This window comes from Pseudomonas sp. Pseusp16 (genome assembly GCF_047324915.1).
GTDB lineage: Bacteria > Pseudomonadota > Gammaproteobacteria > Pseudomonadales > Pseudomonadaceae > Aquipseudomonas > Aquipseudomonas fluorescens_CD.
On the sequence record NZ_CP168522.1, the window covers coordinates 5659762 to 5675369 of the forward strand.

At 61.0% G+C, this 15608-nt stretch carries 13 protein-coding genes; 2 read left to right on the forward strand and 11 right to left on the reverse strand.

The window, feature by feature from the left end; all coding sequences use genetic code 11:
• Positions 1-40 precede the first annotated feature (40 nt).
• Positions 41-1819 carry an acyl-CoA dehydrogenase C-terminal domain-containing protein gene (locus ACEN8Q_RS25640; protein WP_413703917.1) on the forward strand — a complete coding sequence of 593 codons (1779 nt, stop codon included), beginning with the start codon at positions 41-43 and terminating at the stop codon, positions 1817-1819.
• Positions 1820-2046: 227 nt separating this feature from the next.
• On the opposite strand, the gene ACEN8Q_RS25645 is transcribed toward ACEN8Q_RS25640, so the two are convergent.
• Positions 2047-2976 carry a LysR family transcriptional regulator gene (locus ACEN8Q_RS25645; RefSeq protein WP_413703918.1) on the reverse strand — a complete coding sequence of 310 codons (930 nt, stop codon included), beginning with the start codon at positions 2974-2976 and terminating at the stop codon, positions 2047-2049.
• A gap of 169 nt (positions 2977-3145) precedes the next feature.
• On the opposite strand from ACEN8Q_RS25645, the gene ACEN8Q_RS25650 reads away from it, so the two are divergent.
• On the forward strand, positions 3146-4429 hold the full coding sequence (locus ACEN8Q_RS25650; protein ID WP_413428468.1) for an aspartate aminotransferase family protein: 1284 nt from the start codon (positions 3146-3148) through the stop codon (positions 4427-4429).
• A 143-nt stretch (positions 4430-4572) separates the two neighbouring features.
• Here the strand turns inward: ACEN8Q_RS25650 and ACEN8Q_RS25655 are convergent, their stop codons facing one another.
• The 10 genes from ACEN8Q_RS25655 to ACEN8Q_RS25700 form a co-directional block, all read right to left on the reverse strand.
• On the reverse strand, positions 4573-6399 hold the full coding sequence (locus ACEN8Q_RS25655) for a S9 family peptidase (RefSeq protein WP_413703919.1): 1827 nt from the start codon (positions 6397-6399) through the stop codon (positions 4573-4575).
• A complete protein-coding gene (gene pqqE, locus ACEN8Q_RS25660; protein ID WP_413703920.1) occupies positions 6365-7537 on the reverse strand; it encodes a pyrroloquinoline quinone biosynthesis protein PqqE in 1173 nt (390 codons plus the stop codon). Before pqqE ends, ACEN8Q_RS25655 begins: the two co-directional genes overlap by 35 nt.
• Positions 7509-7784, reverse strand: a complete 276-nt coding sequence (pqqD, locus tag ACEN8Q_RS25665; protein WP_413703921.1) for a pyrroloquinoline quinone biosynthesis peptide chaperone PqqD — start codon at positions 7782-7784, stop codon at positions 7509-7511. The genes pqqE and pqqD overlap by 29 nt, the downstream gene beginning before the upstream one ends.
• Positions 7781-8533 (reverse strand): pyrroloquinoline-quinone synthase PqqC, encoded by a 753-nt coding sequence (pqqC, locus tag ACEN8Q_RS25670; RefSeq protein ID WP_057398272.1) that lies wholly within the window; start codon positions 8531-8533, stop codon positions 7781-7783. The genes pqqD and pqqC overlap by 4 nt, the downstream gene beginning before the upstream one ends.
• 152 nt (positions 8534-8685) lie before the next feature.
• The gene (gene pqqB, locus ACEN8Q_RS25675) at positions 8686-9597 is read right to left on the reverse strand and encodes a pyrroloquinoline quinone biosynthesis protein PqqB (RefSeq protein ID WP_413703922.1); all 912 of its coding nucleotides are present in this window, start codon (positions 9595-9597) and stop codon (positions 8686-8688) included.
• A gap of 81 nt (positions 9598-9678) precedes the next feature.
• Positions 9679-9753: a pyrroloquinoline quinone precursor peptide PqqA gene (gene pqqA / locus ACEN8Q_RS25680; RefSeq protein ID WP_003444522.1), complete on the reverse strand. Its 75-nt coding sequence runs from the start codon at positions 9751-9753 to the stop codon at positions 9679-9681.
• 158 nt (positions 9754-9911) lie between these two features.
• Positions 9912-12341, reverse strand: coding sequence for a pyrroloquinoline quinone biosynthesis protein PqqF (pqqF, locus tag ACEN8Q_RS25685; protein WP_413703923.1), 2430 nt, complete (start codon positions 12339-12341; stop codon positions 9912-9914).
• A gap of 48 nt (positions 12342-12389) precedes the next feature.
• Entirely contained in the window at positions 12390-13184 is a 795-nt protein-coding gene (locus ACEN8Q_RS25690; RefSeq protein ID WP_413424136.1) for a carbon-nitrogen hydrolase family protein, read from the reverse strand.
• A 12-nt stretch (positions 13185-13196) separates the two neighbouring features.
• Positions 13197-14879, reverse strand: a complete 1683-nt coding sequence (locus ACEN8Q_RS25695) for a flavin monoamine oxidase family protein (protein ID WP_413424138.1) — start codon at positions 14877-14879, stop codon at positions 13197-13199.
• Between the two features lie 170 nt (positions 14880-15049).
• Positions 15050-15511 (reverse strand): Lrp/AsnC family transcriptional regulator, encoded by a 462-nt coding sequence (locus ACEN8Q_RS25700; RefSeq protein ID WP_413424140.1) that lies wholly within the window; start codon positions 15509-15511, stop codon positions 15050-15052.
• Between the last annotated feature and the right edge of the window lie 97 nt (positions 15512-15608).

Sequence of the window (15608 nt, forward strand, 5' to 3'; positions counted from 1 at the left end):
CTTCCTGTGAATCACCTGTATAGATCTTGCGAGGTTTGCCATGGCTGACTACAAAGCGCCCCTGCGCGATATGCGCTTCGTCCTCAATGAAGTTTTCGAGGTCGCCAAACTCTGGGCCGAGCTGCCTGCACTGGCCGAGACCGTCGATGCAGAAACGGTTGAAGCCATCCTGGAAGAAGCCGGCAAAGTCACCAGCAAAAGCATCGCACCGCTGAGCCGTGCCGCTGACGAAGAGGGTTGCCATTGGGCGGACGGTGCCGTCACCACGCCGGCGGGTTTCCCGCAGGCCTATCAGACCTACGCCGAAGGCGGCTGGGTTGGTGTCGGTGGCGATCCGTCCTACGGCGGCATGGGCATGCCCAAGGCCGTTTCCGCGCAGGTCGAAGAAATGGTCAACTCTGCCAGCCTGTCGTTCGGTCTGTACCCGATGCTGACCGCCGGCGCTTGCCTGTCGATCAACGCCCACGCCAGCGAAGAGCTGAAAGCCGCGTACCTGCCGAACATGTATGCCGGTATCTGGGCCGGTTCCATGTGCCTGACCGAACCCCACGCCGGTACCGACCTGGGGATCATCCGCACCAAGGCCGAGCCTCAGGCCGACGGTTCCTACAAGGTCAGCGGCACCAAGATCTTCATCACCGGTGGCGAACACGACCTGACCGAAAACATCATCCACCTGGTGCTGGCCAAGCTGCCGGATGCACCGGCGGGGCCGAAAGGCATTTCGTTGTTCCTGGTGCCGAAGTTCATGGTCAATGCCGATGGCAGCCTGGGCGCGCGCAACCCGGCAAACTGTGGTTCGATCGAACACAAGATGGGCATCCAGGCATCCGCCACCTGCGTGATGAACTTCGACGAGGCCGTGGGTTACCTGGTCGGCGAGCCGAACAAAGGCCTGGCGGCGATGTTCACCATGATGAACTACGAGCGACTGGGCGTGGGCATCCAGGGCCTGGCCACTGGCGAGCGCTCGTACCAGAACGCCGTGGAATACGCGCGTGATCGCCTGCAAAGCCGTGCGCCAACCGGCGCACAGAACAAGGACAAAGTGGCTGACCCGATCATCGTCCACCCGGACGTGCGTCGCATGCTGCTGACCATGAAAGCCTCGAACGAAGGAGGCCGTGCGTTCTCCACCTACGTGGCGATGCAACTGGACACCGCCAAGTTCAGCGAAGATGCCGCCACCCGCAAGCGTGCGGAAGACCTGGTGGCGTTGCTGACCCCGGTGGCCAAGGCGTTCCTCACCGACCTCGGCCTGGAAACCACCGTACACGGCCAACAGGTCTTCGGCGGCCACGGTTACATCCGTGAATGGGGTCAGGAGCAACTCGTGCGTGACGTGCGCATCACCCAGATCTATGAAGGCACCAACGGCATCCAGGCACTGGACCTGGTCGGGCGCAAGATTGTCGGCAGCGGCGGGGCGTTCTTCAACCTGTTCGCCGACGAGATTCGTCACTTCACGGCGACCGCCAGTGCGGACCTCGCCGAGTTCACCAAACCGCTGAACGACGCTGTGACCACCCTTGATGAACTGACCGCATGGTTGCTGGATCGGGTCAAAACCAACCCGAACGAGATCGGCGCGGCGTCGGTCGAGTATCTGCAGGTGTTCGGCTACGTGGCCTACGCCTACATGTGGGCGCTGATGGCCAAGGCGGCTTTCGGCAAGGAAGCGCAGGATGATTTCTACGCCAGCAAACTGGGTACGGCGCGGTTCTATTTTGCCCGCCTGTTGCCGCGCATTCACTCGTTGAGCGCGTCGGTGAAGGCCGGCAGTGAGTCGTTGTTTCTGCTGGACGCAGGACAATTCTGATGAAGTAGAGTCGTGTAAGCATTCTCTTACATAACGTGCTGCTGTTCTCCCATAGATGCAAATTGGATCCAGAGCTAATCTACTTTACATGGACGTAGCGCAGGAAGCGCAAAGCAACAACAGGGACACGTAGGATTCTGCCAGGACGGCGGAGTGAAATGGATGTCAGGGAAACAGTCTGCAAAGCCCCGCTTCGGCGGGGTTTTCTTTTGCCCAAAGAAAAGTTTCTAGCTCAGCCCATCCAGGGCCTGCGCGCTGTTCAAGCGCACATCCGGGCCATTTATCACCTCTTCCAGCAATGTCCGCAGCAATGCCAGCGAGGTCTGCTGCCGTTGCACATCCCGACACACCAAACCGACTTTCAGCGGCACTCGCGGTTCGCTCAGGGGTTTCCACAGCAGTTCGTGGTTGCCATGGGTCTTTTGCGAGCGCCCGGGCAGTACCGTCGCCAGGCGCGTGTGCGGCAGGCTGTCGAGGATGCCGGCCATGTTGTTGAGTTCGGCTTGCACCTGTGGGCGACGTCCGAGGCTGGCCAGTTGTGCCTGCCAGATCTGCCTTATTTGAAACTCCTCGCCCAGCAGCAACATCGGCAGCTCGGCGGCCTGACTCATGGACACTTTCTTGAATTCACGCAGCGGATGCTCTGCCGGGATGACCAGGGTCAGTTCATCTTCGTACAGCATCACGCCATGTAAACCAGGCTGGCGGGGTGGCAGGTAGCTGATGCCGATGTCCAGAGAACCGTTGAGCAGTCGCCGCTCGATTTCCAGGCCGGTCAGTTCATAGATCTGCACCACCAGATGCGGCTGCGCCTTGCGCACTCGCTCGAGCATCTGCGGAACGAGGCTGGTGTGCACGGTCTGCAATACACCGATGGCCAGGGTGCGCAGCGCCTGACCCTTGAAGTTGCCGAGCGCTTCCCGTGCCCGTTGCAGGCCATCGAGCAGAGGCAGGGCATGGTTGTATAGCGTGTGGGCCGCGAGAGTCGGCAACAGGCGTTTGCTACTGCGCTCGAACAGGCTCACATCGAGGTTTTGCTCCAGGTGGCGGATTTGCTGGGACAGCGCCGGCTGGGAAATTGACAGGCGCTCGGCGGCCCGGCCCACATGGCCTTCTTCATAGACCGCGACGAAATAACGCAGTTGCTTGAAATCCATAAGTATTACTTATTGAAAATACTGAGAAATCGAAATGGCTGAACACCTCGTCTGAGCCTAGTCTAACCGCATTCACAGGGCTTACAGGGCCATAGAGCGCGATGAATAGCGTTTGTTTCGATGGTGTTTACATAGGTAAGGCAAAAAACCTCAAAAGAGGTTTTTTCAGATGAACCTGTTCAGTCTGCGTCGCAGTCCTCCCAGTCTTGATGATCTGGTCCTGGACGCTTCCCTGCCATCCCGAGGCGATAACCTTTCCAGCGAGTACTTGATGCCCAGTGTCGAGCGGCCGAAACAGGTGTTTGTGCGTGGGCAGGGCTCATGGTTGTGGGACAGCGATGGCCGTGCATACCTGGATTTTTCCCAGGGCGGCGGGGCCAACAGCCTTGGCCACAGCCCTTCGGTACTGGTCAACGCCATCACTGCCCAGGCTCAATCGCTGATCAATCCGGGTTTCGGCCTGCATAACCGCGGCATGCTCAGCCTCGCCGAACATCTGTGTGCCAGCACCGGCAGTGATCAGGCTTACCTGCTCAATACCGGCAGCGAAGCCTGTGAGGCGGCGATCAAACTGGCGCGCAAATGGGGTCAACAGTATCGCGGCGGTGCGTCGCGAATCATTGTGGCCAACAACGGTTGCCATGGCCGGAGCCTGGCGACGATTTCGGCGTCGGACAGTTCGACATTGATCAACCGATTCGAGCCGCAACTGCCGGGTTTCAGCCATGTCCCGTTCAACGACCTTCCGGCCTTGCATGCGGCCGTGGATGAACGGACCGTAGCGATCATGCTTGAGCCGATCCAGAGCGAAGCCGGCGTGATCCCGGCCACCGCACATTACCTCAAGGGTGTCGAACGCCTGTGCCGTGAACTCGGCATTTTGCTGATATTCGACGAAGTGCAAACCGGCATCGGCCGTTGTGGCACCTTGCTCGCGGAACAGTCCTGCGGCGTAACGGCGGATATCGTCGTGCTCGGCAAAGGGTTGGGCGGCGGCGTGCCCTTGGCCGCGCTGCTGGCGCGGGGCAAGGCGTGCTGTTTCGACATTGGCGAAGTGACAGGTACTCATCACGGTAATGCGTTGATGACCGCCGCAGGGCTTTCGGTACTCGCTACGGTGCAGGACAAGGCTTTCCTCAAGCACGTCGCAGAGACCGGTCAACATCTGCGTGAAGGCTTGGGGCGTCTGGCCCATCGTTACGGTCACGGCGAGTTGCGCGGACAAGGGCTGCTTTGGGGGCTGACGCTGTCGGACGATTGCGCCGATGCGGTGGTCAAGGCCGCGCTGTACGAAGGCTTGCTGCTCAATGCCCCGCAACTCGACTGTCTGCGCTTTACCCCGGCGTTGAATGTCAGCAACGCCAACATCGATGAAATGCTCCTGCGCCTGGCGCGCGCCTTCTCCAGAGTACGCACCGCGCAATTGCAGTGCCGCAAAGGGATTTCCGTCTGATCCGACGCGCCTTGCACAATTTCCAGAACCGTCTCGCGGTAAACCGCACGCCTCACGCCTGATTCTTTTGGCGTGGGGCGTTTTTTTATTTGCGAATTCCAATGAAGGGGCGTAGTTCGGCAGCGAGGCGATGAGCGCGGGCTTCAGTCCACTGAATCCATCACCCTTCGATAAAAAAGCCACTCCTGCTCCAGCGCATGGGCCTGGTTACCGGCCTTGCGAAAGCCATGGCGTTCGTCGGCGTAGTAATGCGCTTCGACCAGGATGCCGTTGTCCTGCAGTGCCGAGACCATGTCGCGGGTCTGCTGCGGGACGACCACGGCATCCAGTTCTCCTTGAAAGAAGATCATCGGCACGCGGATGTTGCTCGCATGCAGTAGCGGCGTGCGGGCGGCGTAGCGTTCGGCATCCAGCTGCGGATCGCCGATCAGCCAATCCAGATAATCGCTTTCGAATTTGTGGGTCGCGCGCCCCAGCGCCACCGGGTCGCTGACCCCATACAGACTGGCGCCGGCGCGGAAGACGTTGTGAAAGGCCAATGCACAAAGGGTGGTGTAGCCACCGGCGCTGCCGCCGCGAATGAAGGTCTTGTCGGCGTCGATCAAGCCGCGTTCGTTGAGGTAACCGACCACGGCGCAGGCGTCTTGCACATCCACATCGCCCCAACTCAGGTGCAGTGCCTGGCGATAAGTCCGGCCATAACCGCTGCTGCCACGATAGTTGAGGTCGGCCACGGCGAAGCCCCGCTGGGCCCAAAACTGGATACGCGGATCAAGCATCGGGTAACACGCCGACGTCGGTCCGCCATGGATGAACACCACCAATGGTGGTTTCACCCCGCCGGTCATCGCCGGGTAGAAGAAGCCGTGTGCCTCGCCTGAGCCACTTGGGTAGCGCAAGGTTTGCGGGCGGCTGATCTGTTCGGGAGGAAGCGGTGCGATGCCGCCGGCCATTACGTTCACTTGCCGGCTTTGGCGGTCGATGGCGATGACAGCGGTTGAACTGACGGGCGACGCCGCGATGCAATAGATGAACCGCTCATCCACGGCGAGATGGCGGAAGCGGCTGTAGTCGCCGGTGAAGTCGGCGTTGGAGTCGCCACATATGCCCAATCGGCCAAACCCGCCTTCGCTCCAGCTGGCCAGATAGCTTTCTTCACTCAGCGGCAACCAGGTGCAGCCGCCGAGTTGCCAGGGCGCGGGGCCATGGTCGGCGGCAGCGCTCGGCAATGGGCTCAGGCCTTTTCCGGACTCCCTCCATGGCTGCCAGTAACCGGCGCGGTCCGTCAGGCAATACAAGCGACCGCCGGCATCAAACCGTGGTTGTTGCACAGACTCTTGAACGCCGTCGCCCGCCGCACAACGAGCCTCGGCAAAACCGCCGCTGGCGAGGCGTTCGGCAACCATCAAACGGGTCGCTGTCCATGGCTGATCCGGGCGACTCCACTCGATCCAGGCCAGGCGCAGGCCATCAGGACTGAGTGTCGGCGCGGCGTAGAAATCAGCACCCTCGGCCAGCAGGTGACGTGCGCCATCGTCCAGATCGATTGCCACCAGTCGGTGTTGATCGCGGCGCTCCTCGACCGCCAGTACCTGCCCTTGCGCAAATTGCAGATCGCCGTAACGGCACATGCCAGACGTCAGCCTTTCGGGCGCTTCGCCTTGCAGTGTTTGCCGATACAACTGCTGGTCGGCCTCGTTGACGAAAACGATACCGTCGTCCGTCAGACAAAACGCTCCACCGCCATATTCGTACACACGACTGCGCGCGCTGAAGCCCGGTGGCGTCAGGCATTTCGCTGCGCCGTCGCGCCAATGCCAGATCCGGCACGCCGCGTCTTCGGGGCGGTACTCGTTCCAGAACAGGCCCTGTCGACCGACCTGCAGTTCGGCAAAGTCGATACCGGCCGCGACGGCCTTGGCAGCGCTGAGGGGTTCAGCTCTTGGCGATGAGGCGTGAGTTTCGTTCATTGCGAAAGGCCAGTTGGTCGATGGTCTGGGTTGCGTGTTCGGCTTCTTCGCGAGCCTTGAGGATCACGCCGTGTTGTGGCGACTTGCTGCACACCGGGTCGGCGTTGCTGGCGTCCCCCGTGAGCATGAACGCCTGACAGCGGCAGCCGCCGAAGTCTTGTTCTTTCTCGTCACAGGAGCGGCACGGTTCGGGCATCCAGTCATAACCGCGAAAGCGGTTGAAGCCGAACGAGTCGTACCAGATGTGTTGCATGCTGTGGTCGCGCACGTTGGGAAACTGTACTGGCAGCTGTCGGGCACCGTGACAGGGCAGGGCGGTGCCGTCGGGGGTGACCGTCAGAAAAATACTGCCCCAGCCATTCATGCAGGCTTTCGGGCGCTCTTCGTAATAGTCCGGGGTGACGAAAATCAGCTTGCACGGATGCCCTTCGGCTTCCAGTCTGGCGCGGTATTCATTGGTGATGCGTTCGGCGCGCACCAGTTGTTCCTTGGTCGGCAACAGCCCGACGCGATTGAGCTGCGCCCAGCCGTAGAACTGGCAAGTGGCGAGCTCGACAAAGTCCGCCTCAAGGGCGATGCACAGCTCGATGATACGGTCGATCTGGTCGATGTTGTGCCGATGGGTGACGAAATTCAGCACCATCGGATAACCGTGGGCCTTCACCGCCCGGGCCATTGCCAGTTTCTGCGCAAAGGCTTTTTTCGATCCGGCCAGCAGGTTGTTCACCTGCTCGTCGCTGGCCTGGAAACTGATCTGGATGTGATCGAGGCCGGCCTTCTTGAAGTCGCTGATTTTCTGCTCGGTCAGGCCGATGCCGGAGGTGATCAGGTTGGTGTAGAAACCCAGCTGGCGGGCTTCGGCAATCAGTTCGGCGAGGTCCTGGCGCACCAGCGGTTCGCCACCGGAAAAGCCCAGTTGCGCCGCACCCATTTCCCGCGCTTCGCGGAACACCTTGACCCATTGCTCGGTGCTCAGCTCCTGGCCTTGTTCGGCGAAATCCAGCGGATTGGAGCAGTAGGGGCATTGCAGCGGACAGCGATAGGTCAGCTCGGCCAGCAGCCACAGCGGCAGGCCGACTTCAGGTGTGGGCGGCACCTGCACCGATGCCTCAGGCAAGTTCGATCCAGTGCTGCGCACGGGCCACCTCCATGAATTGCTCGATGTCGTCACCGAGTTCGGGCACGCCGGGGAACTGTTGGTCGAGCTCATTGATGATCGCCGCGACATCCCGTTGCCCGTCAATCAAACCACCGATCAACGCGGCACTTTCGTTGAGCTTGATCATGCCTTCCGGGTACAGCAGCACATGGCCTTTTTGCGCTGGCTCGTACTGGAAGCGGTAGCCGGGGCGCCAGGTCGGGATCTTGCTGCGATCGAAACTCATAAGGTGATTCCTTTGTGCCAGACCCGTTCCCCGGTCACGCTGTGATACGGCGGGCGTTTCAGTTCGTAGGCCATGCTCATGGCATCGAGCATGCTCCAAAGAATGTCCAGTTTGAACTGGAGAATTTCCAGCATGCGCTCCTGGCCTTCCCGGGTCGTGTAGTGCTGCAGGGTGATCGCCAGACCGTGCTCGACATCCCGCCGTGCCTGGCCCAGGCGCGTACGGAAATATTCGTAGCCGGCCGGATCGATCCACGGGTAATGCTGGGGCCAGCTGTCCAGGCGCGATTGGTGGATTTGCGGGGCGAACAGTTCGGTCAGCGAGCTGCTGGCGGCTTCCTGCCAACGGGCGCGGCGCGCGAAGTTGACGTAGGCGTCCACGGCGAAGCGCACGCCGGGCAGCACCAGCTCCTGGGAGCGTAACTGGTCCGGGTCGAGGCCCACGGCCTGGCCCAGGCGCAGCCAGGCTTCGATGCCGCCGTCCTCACCGGGCGCACCGTCGTGGTCGAGCAGGCGCTGAATCCACTCGCGGCGAATCTCGCGGTCCGGGCAATTGGCCAGAATGGCCGCGTCCTTCAGGGGAATGTTCACCTGATAGTAGAAGCGGTTGGCGACCCAGCCCTGGATCTGCTCACGGCTCGCCCGGCCTTCATACATCGCCACGTGGTAGGGGTGATGGATGTGGTAATAGGCGCCCTTGGCGCGCAGGGCCGCTTCGAATTCGGCGGGGGACAGCGGGGTGTCGGTCATTGTGGTTCTCCGGGGAACATCCGGTGGGTTCTTTGGTGTCTGGGCGGACGCCTTCGCGAGCAAGCCCGCTCCCACAGGGTTTTGTGTACGCCATAGACCCAATGTGGGAGCGGCGGTGCGGCGATCCGACTTGCTCGCGAAGGGGCCATCCGCTACAGCACAATACTCATGCCGTCATACGCCACTTCAACGTTGCGCCGCTCCAGCTCCGCCCGCTGCGGCGAGTCTTCGTCGAGAATCGGGTTGGTGTTGTTGATGTGGATAAGCACCTTGCGCTGTTCGGGCAGTTGTTCAAGCACTTCGAGCATGCCGCCGGGGCCGTTTTGCGCCAGATGGCCCATCTCCCGGCCGGTGCGGGTGCCGACGCCACGCCGCTGCATTTCATCGTCATCCCACAAGGTGCCGTCGACCAACAGGCAATCGCTGCCGGCCATGATCTCCAGCAGCGGCGCATCGACCTTGCCCAGCCCCGGCGCATAGAACAGCTTGCCGCCGGTGCCCCGGTCTTCGACGATCAGGCCGATGTTGTCGCCCGGATGGGGGTCGAAGCGGTGCGGCGAGTACGGCGGCGCGGCGCTGCGCAGAGGCAGCGGGGTGAAACGCAGGTTCGGGCAGGCGGGAATGGTGAAGCTTTGATCGAGCTCGATGCGGTTCCAGTTCAGCCCGCCGTTCCAGTGCGTCAGCATGGTGAACAGCGGAAAACCGCTGCTCAGGTCTTCGTGGACCATGTCGGTGCACCAGACCTGATGCGGGCACCCTTCACGCAGCATGAGCAGGCCGGTGGTGTGGTCGATCTGGCTGTCCATCAGGATGATCGCGCCGATCCCGGTATCGCGCAGGGCCCGGCCCGGCTGCATCGGGGCGAAGCTCTGGAGTTGGGCGCGGATGTCCGGGGAGGTGTTGCACAGCACCCAGTTCACGCCGTCATCGGAAATCGCGATGGACGATTGCGTCCGCGCGCTGGCCCGCAGGCTGCCGTCGCGAAAGCCTGCGCAGTTCACGCAGTTGCAGTTCCACTGGGGGAAGCCGCCGCCGGCGGCGGAACCTAGAATCTGGACAAACATGGGCGCTCCATCGTTTCAACGCTGAAAATAAAACGCCTCGGATAACCGAGGCGTTGTGCTGCACATCTGCCAAAGCAGAGATTAGCGGCTTGCGAAGTACATGGTGACTTCAAAGCCGATACGCAGGTCAGTGTAAGCAGGTTTGGTCCAGGCCATAAATCGAACTCCTTCAGTTAGGGTGGGATAGCGCTATCTATAGATATAGTCCACCTCAAGTCAGAGATGTTCCAGATAGTTAGGTTGCTATGTTACTCAAAATTTCAAAGAAATTGCCCGTGAAACTTTGAGAAAGCTCCTTGCAGCCCCGGTAATGATCATTTTGCCGCTTGCCATGGCTCACCCGGGCTGGCGGCACTGGCCAGGCAGCGCCAGCCGCCCTCGGCCTGATTCAGACGTCGGGCCATGGCCAGTAGAGCAGCCCGGTCGATTTGCACAATGGACTGGGGTAATTGCGTCAAATATTCCGACGAACGGCCGGCCAGCTTGCCCTGCCAGAGCAATTCGGCCGCTTGAGCGGTAGTGAGTGCGGTGCTGGAAAATTGATCCGCCAGAGCCTGGCGTTGAACGTTGAAGGTGCTGTCGTCGAGTGCCTGGATCAGGTCCGGCAATCGATTCAGGAATTGCTCGATGTGTTGCAGCAACTCCATCGGCACAACACTTGGCGATTGCACACCGAACAGCAGCCCGGTCTGCCCGTGGATCTGCCGCAGGGCGCTGAACACCGCATAACCCAATTGCAATTCCACCCGCAGGCGCTGGTAGAACGGCGTCTGGGAGAGGTGCGCGAGCAAACGCCACGCGGCTTCGTCGGCTATCGCCTGGGTGGCTGTCGGACAGAACAGCAGCAGCGCGTGCTCGCTGGAGGCGGTATCGACATGGCTCCACAGACGTTGTGAATGGATCGAAGCGGGTGGCGTCAGTTGATTGTCCGGCGTGCCGGGTACACGGCTCAAGGCCAGGCTCATGGCCGCTTGAGTCTGAGCCGATAACCCGATGGCCAGCCCGTCCCATCGCGCACTCGACCAGAGCTGCTGCAGGTTATCCGAGTTTGCGGAGTGCTCAAGGCTGTGATCGGGCAATGCCTTGAGCAGTTGCCGAATCGGTATTAGCGCCACGCTCGTCGGTTCGGCTTGTGAGACAGCGGCATCAGGTTGTGTCAGTTCTTTCAGCGCATGCTCCAGGACGCTGGGCATCGGCTCTTGTAGGCCGTTCAACTTCAGCAGCCATTCGTTGCCCGACGCACTGAAGGCAAAATCCACACCGGCCTGGCGCGCGTCTTCGCGCAACGGTTGCAGGTTGTTTTCCAGCCGTGATTGAAGGTAGCTGCCGGGAGTCGAGTCCAGTCGCCAGCGCAGATAAATCGCACCTTCAGCACCGTTGTCCGGCCATGCCTGGCTGAATTGCATCGGCGAGCGTTCACGGCGGCTGCGCGAACGGTCCTGGGCAAATGTGCGCAGGCCGCGGTGGGCACTGGTCTGGCCACGAATCAATCCGGCGTTGGGTGTCGGTGCTTCGGAGCGCAAGAACGGGTTGGGTGTCGGCAATTGCCATGGGCCGCTGAAGTTATCCACAGCGCCGATTTGTTTGAGGATCGGTTTGAGGGCTGTAACACCCGGCTCGGACAAGCCGACTTCGCGTTGTTCGCTGTCCAGTCGGGCCAGTTGCAAGGCGCTGCTGACTTGCTGCTGGCGCTGGAGCAGGGTGGCGTACTCTTCGCGCAATGGGCGCCAGTCTTGCTCGGCAAAGAAGCCAAGCCAGTCCATCAGGCGTTCGCGGATGCCCGTTACCGGGGACGCGGCGGGCAGGGTGAATTCGAAATGCAGCAAGGCCTGACCGGCGAATTGGTAAAGCGGCTCGGCCTTCAGGTTATCGGCCAGCCCGCGTTCGCGCAGGTCCGCCAACAAGCCGCCGGGTTTTGCCATGTTCAGCCAATGGCACAGGAACGCCAGCGCTTCGGCAGAGAAGTCGGGCAGGGCTTCAAGGGCAAACAGCAGATCCAGGCGTCGTTCGCCAGCCTGTTGATAACTGTTGGCCGAGGCATCCATCAGCGGCACTGGGGGCTGTTGAACGGCTGTTTCGCCTTTGGCAATGACGTTGCCAAAGGCTTCGGCCATCGCCTTCAATTCATCGAGGCTCTGCGGCCCGACCAGGCTCAAGGTCATTTGCCCGGTCTGGTAAAACCGCTGATAAAAGTCCTGCAACGCCTGCTGAAACTCGGGTTGCTGCAGCGGCAGACTGTCACGATTGCCGGCATGAAATCCCCGCAATGGATGAGCCTCGCCAAGCCCGCTGAACAAAGCAGACTGTTGCTGTGCTGCGGCATCCTGCGACCAGGCGACAAATTCCGCCTGCAACACTTCCCGTTCCCGCTGCTGGTCGTCCGGATTCATACGCGGATGGGCGAGCATGTCTGACAGACGCTCCAGCCCACCGGCAAATGCTTTGGGTGGCAGTTCGAAAAAGTAGTCCGTGGTGCGTTCGCTGGTCCGCGCATTCACTTGCCCGCCATGACTCTGGACGTAGGCCATCAACCCTTGCCCTGCGGGAAAACGCTCAGTCCCCAGAAACAGCAGATGCTCAAGAAAATGCGCAAGGCCGGGCCACGCCAGCGGCACATCATGGCTGCCCGCAGCGACCCGCAACGCTGCTGCGCAGCGCTTCAGATTCGGGGCATGACGCAGGGTCACCCGCAGGCCATTGGCCAGGGTTTCCATAGGGGGGCGAGGGTGATTCAGCGCGGGCATGGGCACTTCCAGAACAGTGAAGTGCCAATGCTAGCGGATTAGAGTGGTTTAGCGCTTGTTCAGGTCGCCGTAAAGCTCAGGGCGGCGATCGAGGAAGTAACGATTGGCGGCGCGGGAGTCGAGCATCAACTGCCGATTCAGCTCGCCGACGATCAATGCTTCATCCAGCCCGGCCTGAGCGATACGGCTGCCATCCGGCGCAGCGATGCTGCTCTGGCCGCAGTAGTGGATGTCGCCTTCGTGGCCGCAGTAGTTGGCGTAAGCCACATAGCATTGGTTTTCGAAGGCGCGGGAGCGCACGGTGACATCGGCGACGAAATCGAACGGAATCATGTTCGCGGTCGGCACCAGGATCAGCTCGGCACCGGCCAAGGCCAGGCGCCGGGCGTTTTCCGGAAATTCCAGGTCGTAGCAGATCAGGAAACCGAGCTTCCAGCCGTTGAGCTCAACGATGGGAAACTCGTCCGCTCCGGCGCTGAACATCGAGTGATCGAGATCGCCAAACAAGTGCGTTTTGCGGTAGTTGCACACGCGCTCGCCATGGGCGTCGATCAGTTGCACGGCGTTGTAGATCTGCCCCTCGGCGGTGCGCTCGGGATAGCCATACAAAATGGCGATCCCGGCAGTCTTGGCAATGCGCGCGATCTGCTGCGCCGACTCACCGTTGTACACCTCCGCAAGCACACTGACGGCATCGACGCCGATGTTGTAGCCGGTCAGGAACATCTCCGGCAGCACCAGCAGGTCCGCACCTTTGGCTTCCTGTGCAAGCTGCTGCATGCGTTGCAGGTTGCCGGCGACGTCCAGAGGCAGCGGCGGACATTGGTAAAGGGCTACGCGCATTTCGGATTCCTCTTACTCGGGCAGGGCGATCGGACCGATCTCGTTGAACACATCTCCTGGACCCGGATTTTCGGCGTGAGTTGCACCGCCGAAGTGTTTCATGATGCCCCACACCGCGTTGAGCGACGTCTGCACCGCGCCCTCAACCCAGGCCGGCGTCCACGAAACGTCGTCGCCGGCAATGAAGATCCCGCGCTGCTCGGGCGGCATGTCATCCTGCATGAAGTGCGCGTACATGCGCTGGTTGTAGCGGTAGTGGCCGGGCAGGGCGCCTTTGAATGCACCAAGGAAATGCGGGTCGGCTTCCCAGGACACGGTAATCGGATCGCCGATGATCCGCGCGGCGATGTCGACTTTCGGGTAGATCTTTTTCAGTGCATCCAGCGCCAGCTTCACGCGTTTTTCCACTGGGTGCGGGAGCATTTTCAGCGCGTCGCTCATCCACGAGTACGACAGGCAAATCACCCCCGGCTTGTCGTCGCCGTTGTCGAACAGGTAGGTGCCGCGGGTCAGGCGATCGGTGAGGGTCATGCTCATCAGGTCGCGGCCGGTTTCCGGGTCTTTGTCCTTCCAGAACGGGCGGTCGACCATCACGAAGGTTTTCGACGACTGCATGTAGCGGGTGCGGTCCAGGGCCATCCACATCTTTTGCGAGAACAGGGTTTCGTCGCATTCGATCTGGGTGGTCAGCAGCCAGCTTTGGCAGGTGGTCAGCACCGCGGCGTATTCGCGGGTGTCGCCGTTGTTGTCGGTGACCGCAAAGCGGCCATCCGGCGCGTGGGCGATTTTCTTCACCCCGGAGCGTGGAGCGCCATTGTGCAGCGACTTGAGGCTGGTGCCTTGCGGCCAATGCACGCAGCGCTCCGGTACATGGCGCCAGATGCCTTGCGGGACTTGTTCCACGCCACCGACCACCAAATGCTGGTGATCGTCACAGTTGGTCATTACTACGCGGAAGATTTCCAGCATCGAGTTCGGGAAATCGGAGTCCCAGCCGCCTGTGCCGAAGCCGACCTGGCCGAACACTTCGCGGTGATGGAACGACAACTTCGCGAAGGCTTTGGAGGTGGCGACGAAATCGTAGAAGGTGCGGTCGTCCCACAGCGGAACGAGGGTGTTCCACAGCTCCTTGAGGCGTGGCACGTCGCGGTCGCGGATTGCTTGCTGGATATCGGAGAATTGTGAACCGGCCTCCAGGGCGTCGGCCCAGGCGTCAGCCACTTCCTGAAAGAGTGCAGGAAGATCCGCCAGTTTTTGTGCGTAATGGGTTTTGCCTTCCAGATCGATGACGGTGCTGCCGGAAGCAGGTGTCAGCGGGTTGGGGAAGGGTTTGGTCTCAAGACCCAGCTTGTCGACGTAGTGATAGAACGCGGTGGACGACACCGGAAAACGCATGCCACCCAACTCCGCGACAATGCCATCGGTGCCGTTGAACGCTTGGGAGCGCAGGCGGCCGCCCAGCTTCGAGGCCTCATAGACCACCGGTTTCAGGCCAAGCTTCATCAGTTCGTATGCGGCCACCAGCCCCGCGATACCGGCGCCGACAATCGCCACTTCGGCGCCGTGATTGTGCTCGGGAATGCTGCCCAGGCCGACCGGGTGTTCGATCCAGTCGTCGAAGGCGAAGGGAAAGTCCGGGCCGAAAATGGTGACTGGTTTTTTACCGTCTGCAGGATGGCGATTGTTCTTGTTCATGGCTGACCTTGCTGGCGACCCGACGCGGAATGCGCATCTGAGTATAGGAAAAGATGCCAGCCATTCTAGAGAGCACAGAACACGTTAATAAGACGCAAAGTGTCGTCGTTTTGCCATTTTACTGGTCAATATGACTATATTGGTGTGCACACTGTCCAGTGAGGGAGTATTCAAACCGGCTGCCCCCGATCAATCTTGCTGCTCAAGATGATCGACGTCGTGGTCTTCTCCACCCCATCCACACTGCCAATCTGATCCAGCAACTGATCCAGCTGCTCCGGCGAGTCAGTGCGCAACCACGCTACATAATCAAATTCGCCACTCACCGCACACAGCTGCTGCACCTGCGCCATCGCGCTCAGGCGTCGCAACACCTCCCTGCCGGAACGCGGTTGCACAGTGATCCCGACATACGCCTGCAACCCGCCATCCACCACCCGCTGCCCGAGGCGCACGCCGTAACCGGTGATCACTTTGGCCTTTTCCAGCCGAGCCAGGCGCGAGGTGACCGTGGTGCGAGCGATGCCCAGATGCCGGGCAAGCATGGCCACGCTCTCGCGGGCGTTGATCTGCAGGGCGGCAATCAATTGGCGGTCGATTTCATCGAGAACGGGGGGGCGAGTGTCAGGCAAAGGGTTATCTCCAGCGGTATGGATCAGTGCGCAAGCATGTTACAGGCAGATTCTGTACGACGCTCGCGACGGATCCCGGATCTAGTCTGAGTACCGT